A 14,425-nucleotide genomic window follows, 5' to 3' on the forward strand; every position below is an offset into this window, starting at 1 on the left:
CGGGCCGTCAGTTGTGCTGGTGGGCGGCGTCGTCGGTGACGGGCGCGGCGGCGGCCGCCGGGGCGGCAGCAGCGGCGTGCAGGTGGTCCATGCCGGGCGGCATGTTCCCGTTCTCGTCCAGCACGTGCAGCATCGTCGACATGCCGGCGTCGGAGTGGAACTGCATGTGGCAGTGCAGCATCCAGTGCCCCGGTCCGACCGACTCGCCGGCGACCACGTTGACCCCGAACGATTGGGCCGGGCCGAGCACCTTGGTGTCGATGATCGGTACAGAGTCGGCGAACGGCTGCCCGTTGCTCACCACCCCGGTCCGGGTGTCCGCCCAGGAGTGCCCGTGCAGGTGGAAGGTGTGCATGTCGTTGCCGATGCCGACCACCACCAACTCGATCCGCTCCCCCATGCGGGCGACCAGGCAGGTCGGGCCGGGCTGCGGGTTCACCTCCGCGCAAGTGTCGGTGGCCTCGCCGCGACGCAGGTTGATGCTCTGCTGGTTACCGAAGACCACCGTGTAGGAGCGGTCCGGCTTCGGGTCGCCGGGGCGGCGGACCACCAGGCCGCCGAAGAGGCCGGCAGCGAGCCCCTGGGTGCCGTGCGGGCCACCCACCACGTGGTCGTGGTACCACCAGTACCCGGCGGTGCCCTGCGCCCCGGTCTTGGTGTTGCGGGGCTGGGCGTACCAGGTGTAGGTGCGGGTGCCGCCCGGCGGGACGTACGACCCGCTCTGCACCGTGCCGTCGGAGTCCTGCGTGTACTTGACCCCGTGCACGTGCAGGGAGACGCCCAGCGGGTGGCTCGGGTTGGTCCGCAGCGCCGCCAGGGTCGCCTCGGGCACCAGGTTGTGCACGGTGATGGCGAGGCACTCCCCCTCCATCATCTCCATCAGCGGGCCCGGGTAGGACGCCGTCTCCGGGGTGAGGCCGTAGCCGAGACGGACCTGGGTACCGTCCTTGGGCAGCTCCACCGCGTACAGCTGGATGCTGCGGTCCGGCTTGACGCAGCCGTCCGGACGCTCGGCGAACATGCCGGTCCGGGCCGCGGCAGCCAATCCGCCGGCGCCGAGCACGGTCACCAGCATGACCACCGCGACGGCCAGGAAGCGTCCACCGGCACGGCGACGCTCTGGACGAGGCTCCTGCTCCGCCGGCTCGTCCTGGACCAGGCGCCAGGCCCTCATCGAGCACCTCGCAGCCCGAGTAAACGCTCGTGGGCCGCGCTGCCTGGCGGCAGCGTACGACGGTCGATCCTGTTCCTTGCCATGGGGCATGTCCCTTTCGTTCAACAGCAGGTGTTTCCGGTGCCGCCCGGGCGGCAGGCGGTGCCGTCGTGCTGCGAGCCGTCGCCCGGGTCGTCCATGCGGTGTTGACGTACTCGTTGGTCAGATGCCCGTTGCGAGAGGTCGGGTGGGGCCGGCCGTCGGAACGTGCGGAGGGGGTCGTCGGTTGCCCTTCCAGGCCGCACCGACTCCCCGGCCGTGGCCGGTGGCCATGGTCGTGCATGTATATGGCGGACTGTCACCGCTCGGCGGCGGGTCACCGGGCGGTGGTGCGGCGGAACTGTGGGGTGTGGATGTCGGCAATGGCCGGCGGCGGGCGGGCCGCCGTGGTGGCGCGCTGGCCCGGGGTGTGGCCAGCCGACCGGTCGTGGCCGCCGCCGGGTCGCGCCGCCGGAGGGCCACTGTCGAGAGCTACTGCGCCGGTACTTCCTTTCGATGAAGCATATTGATGGTGCCTGACAGTACTAACTTCACTCCAAACTGTCCATACTTTCGCTCAGTCCACGACTACTTTCCTACGCAACATACAAAAGTCCCCAGTGGTCGCTCGACACCCGTGCTCCTGCTTCGAGTACGCCTGAGCACCGTGTTCTCCGACCGGGCTGTGGCGCTGGCACACGACAGACCGAGCGAGAGCTCGTCGATGACCATGAGTTTGGGCTGCGACATCAGCGCACGCGCCATTGCCAGCATCTGGCGCTCACCACCGCTCAGGAGCCCCGCCCGCTTGCCGAAGAGCTTCTTCAGCACCGGGAAGAGGTCGAACGCTTCGTCGCGTCGGGCACCGAAGGCGGCGCGCGGCGCGGCTACAGCTCGTCAACGAGTCGGCCGGGCAACCGGGTGCAGCGCCTCGGGGATCGCCCGGCCTCGACTCAGCGCCCCGTTGCGCTCGCCGGGGCCGCGGGTGGGCTGGTGGTGGCCGGCGGGGTCGCGGTCCGGGTCGGGCTGGGGCGCCGGCTCGGGCAGTCCTGCGGCCGGCAGGTAGGGGCTGCGGAGCTCGGGCCGGCTGAGGTTGGCGTCGCCGGCGGCGGGGACGACGGCGCCGTGGTGGCGTCGCCGGGGAAGGTGGGCTGGTCGAACCGGAACCGGTTCTTGTCCAGCTGGAGCGCGGCCGCGGCGTCGACCATGAACTGCCGCCAGATCGCCCCGGGGTACGTCGCGCCGTACACGTCGTGGCTGCCGTCCTTGGTGACGAGCGCCTGGCCGTCGGTCGTGCCGAGCCAGACGGCCGCGGCGACCGCCCGGGTGTAGCCGACCATCCAGGTGTTCGCGTTCTCGGTGAGGCTGTTGCCGCGCTGCCAGGTGCCGGTCTTGCCGGCCGAGTCCCAGCCGTTGGGCAGTTTCGCCGCCTCGACCTGGCGCAACGTCCAGTTCAGCTCGTTGATCTGCTCCTGGTTCAGACCGACGTCGCGCGGCTGGAGCTTCTCGGTGTACACCTGGTCGCCTTGCTTGGTCACCGAGCGCACGAAATGCGCGTCCGCCCGCTTGCCCGCCGCCGCGAAGGTCGCCATGCCGTTGGCGTGGTCGAGCACGGTGACCGGGTACTGGCCGATGCCGACCTCGGTCGAGAACCGCTGGGCCGCCTCGGTGCCCGGCGTGCCGCGCAGGTCGACGCGGACCGGTTCGTTCTGGCCGGACTGGTTGGCCCACATCGCGTCGATGCCGGCCTTGCTGGCCATGTCGATGACGTTCGCCGTCCCGAGCTTCTCCGTCAACTCGAAGTACGTGACGTTGAGCGACGCGACGGTCGCCTCCCACAGGGTGCAGTCGGGCTGGCACTTGGCATGCTCGGCATTGCGGATCGGCCCGGCGGGGCTGCGGTTGACCCGGCCGCTGTTCGGGAACTCCTTGCTCGCCGGCGAGTCCCAGTGCGACTTCACCGAGATGTTCTGGTGCAGGGCTTCGGCGAGGTCGTACACCTTGAACGAGGAGCCCGGCGGGTGCGCGCCGAATCCGCGCGGCTTGCCGTTCGCGTCGAGGTACCACCCGGCGTAGTCGGCGCCGGTGCCGTTGCTGCCGCCGTAGTACGCCAGCACCCGCCCGGTGCCCGGTTCCACGGCGACGAGCGACGCCTGCCAGTTCGCGGGCTGCCCGCGGACGATCTGCGGTGCGCTCGGCCGTTTCAGGTCCGCGGTCGCCTCCGCCACGTCCTGCGCGCGCTTGTCGATCGTGGTGACGATCTTGAACCCGCCGTTGCGCACGTAGTCCTCGGGCTTGCCGCGGAACGCGTCGGTCTGCCGCAGCTCGGCCATGACCTGGCCCACGACCAGACCGGTGGGCCGGTCCAGGCCGGTCTGCCGCGCGGCCGGGTCGGGCTTGCGCACGGTGTCGGGGTAGGCGAGGGCGTCGGCCTTCGCACGCGTGAGGTAGCCGAGGCGAACCATGTTCTCGCGCACGTAGTTCCAGCGGTCCTTCGAGTTCTCCAGCGCCTTGGCGCCCCGGCTCGGGTCGTACCCCGGGCTGCCCTCCGGATCGCTCGGATCCGCCTCCGGCTGTTTGACCATCGACGCCAGGACCATGGCCTCGGCGACGGTGATCTGGGTGTCCGGCGGGGCGTTGCGGTTGGCCGTCTTGCCGAAGAAGGTCTGGGCGGCGGCCTCGATGCCGTAGGCACCCCGCCCGAACGGGACGGTGTTGAGGTAGAACTCCAGGATCTGCTCTTTCGAGTACCGGTCGTCGAGCTTCCACGCCATGACCGCCTCGCGCAGCTTCCTCGAGTACGTCACGCCCTTGAGGTCGGCCGCGAGGCGCGCGTACTGCTGGGTGATCGTCGAGGCGCCCTGTGTCTGCCCGCCGGTGACGTTGTTCCACGCCGCGCGCAGGATGCCGCCGAAGTCCACGCCCTGGTTGGTCCAGAACGTCTGGTCCTCGGCGGCGACGATGCTCTGCCGTACCGCGTCGTTCATCTCGCCGTACTTGAGGATCGTGCGGTTCTGCGTGCCCAGCTTGGCCATCGGCGTCGTGCCGTCGGCGTAGTACACGGTCGTCGACTCCGGCAGCGTGAGCTGCTCCGGCGTCGGCACGCTCTCGAAGTACAGCGCGCCGACGACCGAGCCGACCCCGGCCAGCATCGCCACGAGGGCGGCGACGACGAGCAGCCGCACCCGGCGTGACCGCTTGCGTGCCGCAGGCGGGCGCGGCCCGGTGGCATCGGCTGACGGACTGGGCTGCGGCGGGCCGGCCTCGGGTTGCGAGGTCGCCCGCGCGCCGGGCTCGACGATCGGCTCTGTGGGGTGCACGCGGTTACAGTTCCCGAGCCCGATGGGGCGGAAACACCGTCGTGCGCCGAATGCCCGGATCATGGCGGCCTCCCCGCCGCAGCAGCGGACCCGCGGCTGGCCACGCGAAGGTTGGCAACCTTCGCGTGGGCTGCCGCGTATGAGAGGCGTGGAAATGACCAAGGGGAGCGGCCCGGACGCGCCGTTCGAGGCGTTCGTCGAGGTCGCCTGGCGGCGACATCTGCGCTTGGCGATGCTGCTGACCGGCGACCCGTCGCGTGCCGAGGAGCTTCTGCAGGACAGTTTGGTCAAGCTGTACGAGCGGTGGGGCAAGATTCGGTCGGAGGACGGGGCGCACGCCTATCTGCGGCGGATCCTGACGAACAGTCAGATCTCCTGGTGGCGGCGCCGGTTCCGGGAGCGGCTCGTCGCCGAGGTGCCCGACCGGTCGTACGAGCCGATCGGGGCCCACCCGGACGCGGACGTGCTACGGCAGGCCCTGCTTGCCCTACCGCCCCGCCAGCGGGCGGTGGTGGTCCTGCGGCACTACGAAGATCTCTCCGAGCGGGAGATCGCCCACATCCTCGGCTGCACGGAAGGCACCGTCAAAAGCCAGAACGCACGCGCTCTGCAACGCCTCCGGCGCACGCTGCAACAGCCCGCACTCAATCCGCAAAGGTGATGGCGATGACCGATTACGACTCCCAGCTCGCCGTCGGGCTACGCGCATTGGTCGACGACGTGCCGATCCCGGCGGCGCCGACCGAAACCGTGCTACGCCGTGGCCGGCGGGCCCGCCACCGGCGGAAGCTGACCGTCGCGGCCTCCGGCACCGCGCTGGCTCTCGCGGTCGGATCGCTCTCCGTGGCCGCCATGACCGGCGCGAAGGATGGGACGCCGAAGCCGCCGGCCGCCACCGGCGCAGTGGCGGACCCGCAGACGCCAAGGTTGCGACTGGCCGCCGCGATCGACGCGACCGCCGGGGGCAGCTTCACCCAGGACATCACCGTCAACGTCGAGAACTTCGACAAGCTGTCCGCGCAGCAACGCAAGATGGCCTCGCACCTGGACCGACTGCGGCTCAGCGGCCCGTTCGATCCCAAGGCCCGCACCGGCTACCTGAGGTCCACGCAGGCCGACGGCACGTCGATCGAGCAGCGGCTGATCAACGGGACGCTGTTCATCGGCGACGGGAAGGCATGGAAGAAGGTGCCCGGCGAGCACACCGGGTTCGACGTTGCCAGCCTCAGCATCGACCGGATCGCGCTGTCGGCCGACCCGACCCAGTTCCTGTCCGCCCTGCGCGAGCTGGGCCAGGTCGAGCTGGCCGCCTCGGCAGGCGCCGACACGATCACGTACCGGTTCACAGGACAGCTCGGCGCGTTGCCGGAGGCTGGTCCGACGTACGAGCTGACCGGCGAGGTGACCGTGGCACGGGCCGGCAACCTGATCACCAAGGTGACGTACCGGGTGCCGGCCTGGCTGACCAACGGCCACCCGGACGTCGTGGCGCTGGTGACCATCAACCTGTCCAAGCACGGCGAACCGGTGTCCGTCGAGCGACCCAGGAACACCATCGACTGACCGGTGCGCCGGCGGCAGACCCCCGAATGGTCACGCGGCCAGGAAGTCCAGCAGCCGCCGGGTGGTCTCCTCGGGCGCCTCCTCCGGGATGAAGTGCCCGACCGGGATTGGGCCGCCGCGCACGTCGTCGGCCCAGTCCCGCCACAGCGCGAGCGGATCGTCGTAGAGCTTCGCGACCGCGCCGCGCTCGCTCCACAGGAACAGCACCGGGCCGGAAATCCTCCGGTGCCGCTCACGGTCGGCCTCGTCGTGCTGATAGTCCAGGGTCGCCGAGGCGCGGAACTCCTCGCAGACGGCGTGCACCGTGGCGGGGTCGGTGAACTTGTCGACGTACGCCGCGCGGATCTCGGCCGGGAAGGCGTCGGGCACCTCGGCCCAGGTGTCGAGCATGAAGTCGACCAGGTTCGCCGGGGCCGCGGCGATGTACCGTTCCGGCACCGGCTCGGGCGCGGCGAGGAACGACCACTGCCAGTACGCGAGGCTGAACTCCCGGCCGGCCCGCTCGTACGCGGCGCCGACGGGCACGACGTCCATGACGGCGAGGCGGTCGACGGCCTCCGGGTGGTCCAGCGCGAGCCGGTACGCGCATCGTGCCCCGCGATCGTGCCCCGCCACGCTGAACCGCTCGTGCCCCAGCTGCCGCATCACCTCCAGCTGGTCCCGGCCGATCGCGCGCATGCTGTACGGCTCGTGGTCGGGCGTGCTGGCCGGCTTGCCGCTGTCGCCGTACCCGCGCAGATCGGTGGCGACGACGGTGTACCGCTCGGCCAGCCGCGGCGCGACCGCCCGCCACATGAGGTGCGTCTCCGGGATGCCGTGCAGGAGCAGCACCGGCGGCCCGCTGCCGCCCCGGCAGCCGTGCACCGACGTCTCCGCCGTGGCGATGTCGAACTCCTCGAACCCGTCGAAGCCGGTCACGTGAGGAACCCTCCGATCGCCTCGGCGATGTCCGCGGCGTGGGTCTCGAGCGCGAAGTGGCCGGTGTCGAGGAAGCGGACGTCGGCCTCGGGCAGGTCGCGCCGGAAGGCCTCGGCCCCGGCCGGGAGGAAGAACGGGTCGTTGCGCCCCCAGATCGCGAGCATGGGCGGCCGGTTGGCGCGGAAGTACTCGTGGAACGCCGGGTAGCACGCCACGTTGCTCGCGTAGTCGAGGAGCAGGTCGAGCTGGACCTCATCGGCGCCGGGGCGGGCCAGGTAGGCGTTGTCGAGCCCGTAGCCGTCAGGGCTCACCCGGGACAGGTCGGGGACGCCCTCGGTGTATTGCCAGATCGTCGTCTGCGGCGCCAGCATGAACCGGACCGCCTCGCGGTTGGGCGGGGACGGGTCGCGCCAGTACGAACGGATCGGATCCCAGCCGTCGCTGAGTCCTTCCTCGTAGGCGTTGCCGTTCTGCGAGATGATCGCGGTGATCCGCTCGGGGTGGCGCACCGCGAGCCGGAACCCGACCGGAGCGCCGTAGTCGAACACATACAGCGCGAAGCGGCCGAGCCCGAGCCGCTCGGTCAGGCCCTCGATGACGTCGGTGAGGCGCTCGAAGGTGGCCCGCTCGGTGGCGGCGGACCGCCCGAAGCCCGGCAGATCCGGCGCGATGAGGTGGAACCGGTCGGCGAGCAGCGGAATCAGCTCGCGAAACATGTGGCTCGCGGACGGAAAGCCGTGCAGGAGCAGCAGCGTGGGCGCGCCGGGCGGCCCGGCCTCCCGATAGAAGACCGGCAGGCCGTCGAGCTCCGCCGTGCGGTACCGGACGTCAGTCATCGAGCCGACCGTCCCTCGGACGGGGAGGATCCGGCGCCACCCGTACCGGACGACGAGAGGCGCGACCACGTCGAGGCCTGGCTAGGCCCTGTCCTGCCGATCATGCCGGCCTGCGACGGGCCCAGATTCCGCCTGCGCGCACCCCGCGAAAGGCCGGTTACAACACCGGTAGCCTGCCTTCCGCGGGGCACACGCAGACGAAATCTGGACCTCGTCTCGGCTCGACATGATCGACAGGACAGGGCCTAGATGGCGGCGTCCCGGTTGGGCGAAGGCTGGGCTCGGCGGGCCGGCAGTGCGACGGCGCCGGCCAGGAGCAGGTCAGCGGCGGTCATGACGGCGCGCGACAGCAGGGCCACAGCGGTGGCCTCGGCGGAGCCGGCCTGGGTTGTCAGGAGAGCGATGAGCACGACATCCCGGGCGCCCACTCCGGCCGGCGCGATGACCAGCAGGAAGCCTGCGCACCAGGCCAGTGCGAACCCGCCGACCGAGACGGTGAGGGCCTTGCCCGGGTCGTCCGCCAGCGGGGCGAGCAGCAGCCAGATGTGGATGCCGAACAACAGCCACGACCCGACCGACCAGCCGATGGCGGTGAGCACGGCGCGGGCCGGGAACGGCCGGGCGAGGGGCGGGCGGCGGATGATCCGGAGCGTGGCCGCGAGGGCGGCGTTGACCAGCCGCGGGTGCAGGGCAGCGGCGATGACCGGCACGGCGGCGAGCAGCCACCAGTACCGGACATCCTGGCCGGCCAACGCCACCGGCACGGTCGTCGCGGCCGTCAGCAGTCCGGCCGCGAGGGACAGGAGCATCGTCAACAGGGCGGCGGTGCTGCTGCGATGGCGGGGTATCGCATAGGCGCGGGCGAGCTCCGCCTGGGCGACGATCGGCCAGACCGAGCCGGGTATGTACTTGCCGAGCTGGCCGACGAAGAACACCTTCGCCGCCTTGGCTGTGGGCAGATCGCTGCCGAGTCCGGCCAGGGTCGCCCGCCATGCCTGCAGCGTGGCCGCCAGGCCGGCCACGGCCGCGGCCGAACTGGCGAGCACCGCGCCCGCGCCGATCTGCCGTACCGATTCGGCGATCGCGTGCCGGTGCGGGGCGAGCGCGCCCGCGCCGGCGAGGACGGCCACGGCCACGAATCCCCACCGAACCCACCGGCTGGCCGCCACGGTCTGGGCGAGCCGCAGCGCGCTGCCGGCCAGCCGGGCTACAGCTCCGGTCGGAGGCGGCGGGAATGATCTCCGGCGGAGCATCGCCCGAGCCTATCCCTCCGCTCGATGGCGCCGAGGCCGGCATTGGTCCGAGGTTGCCGCCCTCGGCGAACGCTGGACTGTTGCGGCTTTGTCATACCGTGTCGTGATTTTCGTCGTAATTGTCACGGACAATGGCGCGGTGATCAGGACGGCGTCACGGCGGCATCAGACGCGTGTATTCCATCGGGTGCCGGCCAAGGTCGCCGCTCCGTGGCGGAAGGCGCTGCTCGCGCCCAGTGCCCGGGCCGGTTCGCTCCTGCTGCTCCTGCCTGCTCTGCCCGTCCTCGCCGTGACCGGCTGGCTGCTCGTCGCGGTGCCCCTGGCGGCTCTCGGCGGCTTCCACCCGTGGACGGTGCTGCCCGCGGCCACGGTCGTGGTGGCCCTGCTGACGCGTTGGGCGTGGCCGCGGCTGCACGCCGAGCGGGCGCGGCCGGTCCCGTGGTGGGTGCTCGCCGCGACGTTGCTCGTGGCGGCGGGGTTCGCCGCGTTCACCATGGTGACGCACAGCCAGCAGGCGGTCCTGCATCGCGACGCCGGCACGTATGCCCAGATCGGCTTGTGGCTCAGCGGACATCCGGGTCTCACGACGCCGGTGCCGGCCGAGGCGTACGGCTCGGCGGCAGACATGGTCAATTTCGCGCACCCGGGGTTCTACGTCCAGGGCGGCCGGATCGTGCCGCAGTTCATGACCGGCTGGCCGACGATGCTCGCGGCCGGCTATTGGGCGGGCGGCTGGACCGGGGTCTTCGTGTTGCCGGGGATCGTCGGCGGCTGCGCCGTGCTGGCGGTCGCCGGGCTGGCGGCGCGGCTGTGCGGGCCGCGGTGGGCGCTGTTCGCCGCGGTACTGCTGGCCGCGGCATGGCCGATGCTGCGGGTCAGCCAGACAACCTATTCGGAACCGTTGGCGTGCCTGATGCTCGCCGGTGGCCTGAGTCTCCTCGCCGCCGGCTGGTCGACCGGCGCTTCGGCGCGGGGACGTCCGTCGGCCGCCGTGCTGATGGGCCTGGCCGGGCTGGTGCTGTCCGCCGGTGAGCTCGTCCGGCTGGACATGGGCGTGGACTTCGCGCTGGTGCTGCCCGCGATCGGCTGGTGGTGGCTGCGGCGCCGGCCCGGCGGCCCGGCGTTCGTGGCCGGGGCGTTGCTCGGCGGAGGCCTCGGCTATCTCGACTGCCGGTATGTGACGTTGCCGTACATCGAGGTGAACTGGTCGTCGGTTCGGCTCATGATCGCGTTGCTGGTGGCGGCGGTGTTCGGCACGGTCGCCGGAGTCGTGGTACTGCACCGCCGGCCGTTGCGGCTGGGGCCGGCCCGGCGTCGCACGCTCGCCCGGGCTGCGGCGGCCGCGGTGGCGATCGGTGGGGTCGCGCTGGCGGCCCGGCCGCTGTTGTACGTCGACCACTCCATCACCTCGCCGGACACGATGGGGTACGTCGCCTCGCACCAGGACGCGTTCGGCCTGGCCGTCGACGGCAGCCGCGGCTACGCCGAGCAGAGCTTGGACTGGGTGGCCTGGTACGTCGGCTGGCCGGCGGTCGCACTCGCGGGCGTCGGGCTCGCGGCCGCGGCCGCCGCCGCCGTCCGGGGCCGTGGCTGGCGGCTGATGCCGGTGCTGCTGGTCTACGGCAGTTCGGGACTCGCCTCATTGCTGCGCCCCGCCATCACTCCCGACCATCCATGGGCGGACCGGCGCCTGGTGGTTGAGGTGCTGCCGGCGGTGGTGATCTTCGCGACGTTCGCGTTGGCTCGGGTCGTGCCGGTGCTGCGGTCCGCGCCGTGGCCGGGGTCGTCCACGGTGGCGCCGGCGATGCTCGTGCTCGCCGGCGTGGTGCCGGCCATCGCGATCTCCGTGCCGCTGGCGCCGGAGCGTACCGAGCTCGGCGAGCCGGCGGCGGCCGCGGCCGTGTGCCGGGCGCTACGCCCGGACGACGCCGTGATCATGATCGACACCCAGTGGGCGCCTACGGTACGTAACGAATGTGGTCTGCCGGTCGCGGCACTTCCGGACCCGACGGTCGAGCGGCTGCAGGCGGTCGTCGCGGCGGTGCGACGGACCGGGCACGATCCGGTGCTGATGTCCTCATCCACCCTGCCGCTGCTGCCGTACGGCCAGCCGCTGGAACAGGTCGTGTACCAGGACGAGCGGGAGGACCAGCATCAGCTGGTGGTCCGCCCGACCGGGACCGACCCCCGCCGGTTGGAGTGCTGGCTGGTGCGGCCGTGACCGGCGCGGCCGACCGCGGCGATCCGTTGGTGATCTTCTTCGGCACGTACGACACGACCACGCACCCGCGGGTACTCGTCCTGGCGCAGGGGCTGCGGGCACTGGGGGCGACCGTCGTCGAGTGCAACGCGCCCCTGGGCGTCGGCACCGCCGAGCGGGTCACGGCGCTGCGCCGGCCGTGGCGCGCGATCCCGTTGTCCGTCCGGCTCGGCCGCCGCTGGTGGACGCTGGCTCGGGCCGCCCGCGCGCTGCGTCCCGGCCGCGGTGGCCCGGACGTCGACGCCGTGGTCGTCGGCTACCTCGGGCTGTTCGACATCCATCTGGCACGGCTGCTGTTCCGCGCCGTCCCGCTCGTGCTGGACCACATGGCGCCCGCCGCGGACACCGCGGCCGACCGGCGGCTCGGCGGAGGTGGGCGGCGTCGGCTGCTGCGTGCCGTTGACCGGGCCGCAACGGCGCGCGCTGACGTGGTCGTCGCCGATACCAGCGAGCATCGCGATGCCCTGCCGGGCCCGGTCCGATCGCGTACCGTGGTCTGTCCGGTCGGTGCGGCGGATGCCTGGTTCGCCGCGGGCGCCGCCGCGCCGCCGCCCGATGCCGATGGCCCGTTGCGGGTGGTGTTCTTCGGTCTGTACACGCCACTGCAGGGTGCCCCGGCGATCGGTGCCGCCGCCGCGCTGCTGGCCGGCCGGCCGGTCCGGTTCACGATGATCGGGCATGGGCAGGACGAGGCGGCAACCCGGCGAGCCGCGGCGGGCGCGGACGTCCGGTGGCGCTCGTGGGCCGGCGCGGCCGAGCTGCCCGCCCTGGTCGCCGGGCACGACGTGTGTCTGGGCATTTTCGGCACCGGCGCGAAGGCGGCGCGGGTCGTGCCGAACAAGGTCTTCCAGGGCGCGGCCGCCGGGTGCGCCGTCGTCACGTCGGACACCGCCCCGCAGCGGCGGGCCCTCGGTACCGCCGCGGTGTTCGTGCCCCCCGGCGACCCGGCCGCGCTCGCCGCGGCGCTGGACCGCCTCGCCACCGATCGGGTCGAGCTGGCCCGGGTTCGCGCGGCCGGCCACCACCTCGCGCAGCGTGACTTCACCCCCGCCCGTGCCGCGGCCCCGCTGTGGCCTTGGATCACTGGAGCAGCGACGTGATGGACCTGGACCGCACCGCGCCGCTGTCGCTCAACGCGTGGCTGCGCCTCGACGTCGTTGCCCGGCTGCTGCCGCCGCAGGCCACCGACGTGCTCGAGGTCGGTTGCGGGCAGGGTGGCTTCGCGGTGCGGCTGGCCCGGCGCTACCGGTACACCGGCGTCGAGCCCGACCCGGAGTCGTTCGCGGTCGCCGAGCGCCGTCTCGCCGGCGCTGGGACGGTGGCGAACATCCGTCTCGAGGATCTCCCGCCGGCCCGCTTCGACGTGGTGTGCGCGTTCGAAGTCCTCGAGCACCTCGACGACGACGCCGCGGCGGTTGCCGCCTGGGCCGGGCGGCTACGCGCCGGCGGCCTGCTCGTGGTGTCCGTGCCCGCCTACCAACACCGCTTCGGTCCCGCCGATCAGCTCGTCGGGCACGTGCGCCGCTACGACCCGGCACACCTGCGGGCGCTGCTCGCCGGGGCGGGGCTGGAGCACGTGGAGCTCCTCCACTACGGGATGCCGCTGGGGTACCTCCTCGAGACCGGCCGCAACGTCATCGCCCGTCGGCGCCTGCGCCAAGGCGGCGACGTTCCGGCGGCGCAGCGCACGGCTGCCTCGGGCCGGCTGCTGCAGCCGGCCCGGCCGCTGCGAGGCCTGGCACACCGCTGGGCTACGGCGCCGTTCCGCCTGCTACAGCGCGCGGCGCCGGGCCGGGGCCCCGGACTCATCGCGGTGGCTTCCGCACCGACGCCCGCCGCCGGAGGGGGACCAGCGGCGGGCGTCAGGCATCCGGGCGGGACCGGACGATGAGGTCGGCCAACAGCGCGAGAGAGCCGATGATGAGCCCGGTCAGGAACACCATCACGGTGTTGTTGGCCAGCCGTACCGGGTGGACGATCACGTCGAACACACTCTTCACCGCGCCGACGCCCAGCAGCAGCAGGGTAAGCGGCATCAGCGCCTTGAGCGGGTTGAAGTACATGACCATGCGCAGCACCTGCAGCAGGTACCGGTAGGCGTCACGGACGAACCGGAACTTCGAGCGCCCGGCGCGCTTGGCGTAGTCGATCGGCACATAGGCGATCGGGTGCTGGTTGGACAGGAAGGCGAGCGTGATCGTGGTGACGCAGGAGAACCCGGGCGGCAACAGACGCAGGTAGGGTGCGGCCACGCTGCGGCGGAACGCCCGCAACCCAGAGTTGAGGTCCGGGATCGGCTGCCCCACCAGCCACTCGGCGATCTTCCGGATCGTCCACTTCGCCGGAACCCGCAGCAGCCGATGACTGCCCTGCTCCGACGTGCGGGCGCCGACGACCTGGTCGACGGACCGGTCGTCGAGCAGGCGGCGTACCAGCTCCGGAATCCGCTCGTTCGGGTACGACAGGTCCGCGTCGGTCCACACCACGATCTCGCCACGGGCCAGCCGCGATCCGAGCCGCCGGACGGTGCCGGCCCCGCCGTTGCGTGGCATGGCGATCACCTGCACGTGCGGCAGCGCCGCCTGCGCCAGATGCAGCACGTCGAGCGTGGCGTCGGTCGAGCCGTCGTCGATGGCAAGCAGCTCATAGGTCAGGCCGTCGTCGTCCATCGCGGCGCAGATCCGGTCCAGCTCGGCCCGCACGTGCGCGGCCTCGTTGAAGCAGGGCAGGACGATACTCACGACCGGCGGCGCCGACTCGTTGCCCGTCCCGGGTCCGGCGGTGGCGGAGTCGTGAAGTGCCTGCAGCCTCCCTCCGGCCACGAAATCGTGCCGAAGACCGATGCCGGGCAGCCCCGCGCGCTCAACCTCCACCGACCAGCAACTCCTTTACACACCTACCGCACCAGGTGCCGTCCGGCTTACCGCCCGAGTTAGGCTCTCGGCCCGACTTGGCGAACGTATCGCGATGACATGACAGTTCTATGACTCTTCGCACGGCGGGACGGATCGGGCTGACATCGCCATCGGCGGCCGGGGAGCGGATCGGGAAACTCACGGGCTGGTAGGATGGCCGGCATGGAG

At 72.0% G+C, this 14,425-nt stretch carries 12 protein-coding genes; 5 read left to right on the forward strand and 7 right to left on the reverse strand.

The window, feature by feature from the left end:
- Positions 1-7: 7 nt before the first annotated feature.
- The 3 genes from ABD352_RS26750 to ABD352_RS26760 all read right to left on the reverse strand — a co-directional run bounded on the left by ABD352_RS26750 (position 8) and on the right by ABD352_RS26760 (position 4,512).
- A complete protein-coding gene (locus tag ABD352_RS26750; protein WP_344615240.1) occupies positions 8-1,174 on the reverse strand; it encodes a multicopper oxidase domain-containing protein in 1,167 nt (388 codons plus the stop codon).
- A 606-nt stretch (positions 1,175-1,780) separates the two neighbouring features.
- The gene (locus ABD352_RS57700; RefSeq protein WP_425553647.1) at positions 1,781-2,023 is read right to left on the reverse strand and encodes an ATP-binding cassette domain-containing protein; all 243 of its coding nucleotides are present in this window, start codon (positions 2,021-2,023) and stop codon (positions 1,781-1,783) included.
- Between the two features lie 122 nt (positions 2,024-2,145).
- Positions 2,146-4,512 carry a transglycosylase domain-containing protein gene (locus ABD352_RS26760; protein ID WP_344615241.1) on the reverse strand — a complete coding sequence of 789 codons (2,367 nt, stop codon included), beginning with the start codon at positions 4,510-4,512 and terminating at the stop codon, positions 2,146-2,148.
- A 154-nt stretch (positions 4,513-4,666) separates the two neighbouring features.
- Here ABD352_RS26760 and ABD352_RS26765 point away from each other — a divergent pair, with 154 nt between their 5' ends.
- Both ABD352_RS26765 and ABD352_RS26770 read left to right on the forward strand, forming a co-directional pair.
- Positions 4,667-5,173: a SigE family RNA polymerase sigma factor gene (locus tag ABD352_RS26765; protein WP_344615415.1), complete on the forward strand. Its 507-nt coding sequence runs from the start codon at positions 4,667-4,669 to the stop codon at positions 5,171-5,173.
- A 5-nt stretch (positions 5,174-5,178) separates the two neighbouring features.
- Complete coding sequence (locus ABD352_RS26770) at positions 5,179-6,075, forward strand: hypothetical protein (RefSeq protein ID WP_344615242.1); 897 nt, start codon at positions 5,179-5,181, stop codon at positions 6,073-6,075.
- Positions 6,076-6,105: 30 nt separating this feature from the next.
- Here ABD352_RS26770 and ABD352_RS26775 read toward each other — a convergent pair whose 3' ends face one another.
- The 3 genes from ABD352_RS26775 to ABD352_RS26785 form a co-directional block, all read right to left on the reverse strand.
- Positions 6,106-6,993, reverse strand: coding sequence for an alpha/beta fold hydrolase (locus ABD352_RS26775; RefSeq protein WP_344615243.1), 888 nt, complete (start codon positions 6,991-6,993; stop codon positions 6,106-6,108).
- The gene (locus ABD352_RS26780; RefSeq protein WP_344615244.1) at positions 6,990-7,829 is read right to left on the reverse strand and encodes an alpha/beta fold hydrolase; all 840 of its coding nucleotides are present in this window, start codon (positions 7,827-7,829) and stop codon (positions 6,990-6,992) included. The genes ABD352_RS26775 and ABD352_RS26780 overlap by 4 nt, the downstream gene beginning before the upstream one ends.
- A 245-nt stretch (positions 7,830-8,074) precedes the next feature.
- Entirely contained in the window at positions 8,075-9,082 is a 1,008-nt protein-coding gene (locus tag ABD352_RS26785; RefSeq protein ID WP_344615245.1) for a lysylphosphatidylglycerol synthase domain-containing protein, read from the reverse strand.
- Between the two features lie 187 nt (positions 9,083-9,269).
- Here ABD352_RS26785 and ABD352_RS26790 point away from each other — a divergent pair, with 187 nt between their 5' ends.
- From ABD352_RS26790 to ABD352_RS26800, 3 genes are read left to right on the forward strand one after another with little or no spacing between them, the layout of a single operon-like run.
- On the forward strand, positions 9,270-11,303 hold the full coding sequence (locus ABD352_RS26790) for a hypothetical protein (protein ID WP_344615246.1): 2,034 nt from the start codon (positions 9,270-9,272) through the stop codon (positions 11,301-11,303).
- Complete coding sequence (locus tag ABD352_RS26795) at positions 11,300-12,442, forward strand: glycosyltransferase (RefSeq protein ID WP_344615247.1); 1,143 nt, start codon at positions 11,300-11,302, stop codon at positions 12,440-12,442. Before ABD352_RS26790 ends, ABD352_RS26795 begins: the two co-directional genes overlap by 4 nt.
- Complete coding sequence (locus tag ABD352_RS26800; RefSeq protein WP_344615416.1) at positions 12,442-13,233, forward strand: class I SAM-dependent methyltransferase; 792 nt, start codon at positions 12,442-12,444, stop codon at positions 13,231-13,233. The genes ABD352_RS26795 and ABD352_RS26800 overlap by 1 nt, the downstream gene beginning before the upstream one ends.
- On the opposite strand, the gene ABD352_RS26805 is transcribed toward ABD352_RS26800, so the two are convergent.
- Positions 13,205-14,215, reverse strand: a complete 1,011-nt coding sequence (locus tag ABD352_RS26805) for a glycosyltransferase family 2 protein (protein ID WP_344615248.1) — start codon at positions 14,213-14,215, stop codon at positions 13,205-13,207. The genes ABD352_RS26800 and ABD352_RS26805 overlap by 29 nt on opposite strands.
- Positions 14,216-14,425 lie beyond the last annotated feature (210 nt).

It is taken from the genome of Dactylosporangium salmoneum (genome assembly GCF_039532525.1).
Classification (GTDB): Bacteria; Actinomycetota; Actinomycetes; order Mycobacteriales; family Micromonosporaceae; genus Dactylosporangium; species Dactylosporangium salmoneum.

Bases quoted from the DNA above. Each gene is read 5' to 3' on its own strand.
- ABD352_RS26750 (WP_344615240.1), bottom strand. From the start codon at position 1,174: ATGAGGGCCTGGCGCCTGGTCCAGGACGAGCCGGCGGAGCAGGAGCCT.
- ABD352_RS26765 (WP_344615415.1), top strand. From the start codon at position 4,667: ATGACCAAGGGGAGCGGCCCGGACGCGCCGTTCGAGGCGTTCGTCGAG.
- ABD352_RS26770 (WP_344615242.1), top strand. From the start codon at position 5,179: ATGACCGATTACGACTCCCAGCTCGCCGTCGGGCTACGCGCATTGGTC.
- ABD352_RS26780 (WP_344615244.1), bottom strand. From the start codon at position 7,829: ATGACTGACGTCCGGTACCGCACGGCGGAGCTCGACGGCCTGCCGGTC.
- ABD352_RS26785 (WP_344615245.1), bottom strand. From the start codon at position 9,082: ATGCTCCGCCGGAGATCATTCCCGCCGCCTCCGACCGGAGCTGTAGCC.
- ABD352_RS26800 (WP_344615416.1), top strand. From the start codon at position 12,442: ATGGACCTGGACCGCACCGCGCCGCTGTCGCTCAACGCGTGGCTGCGC.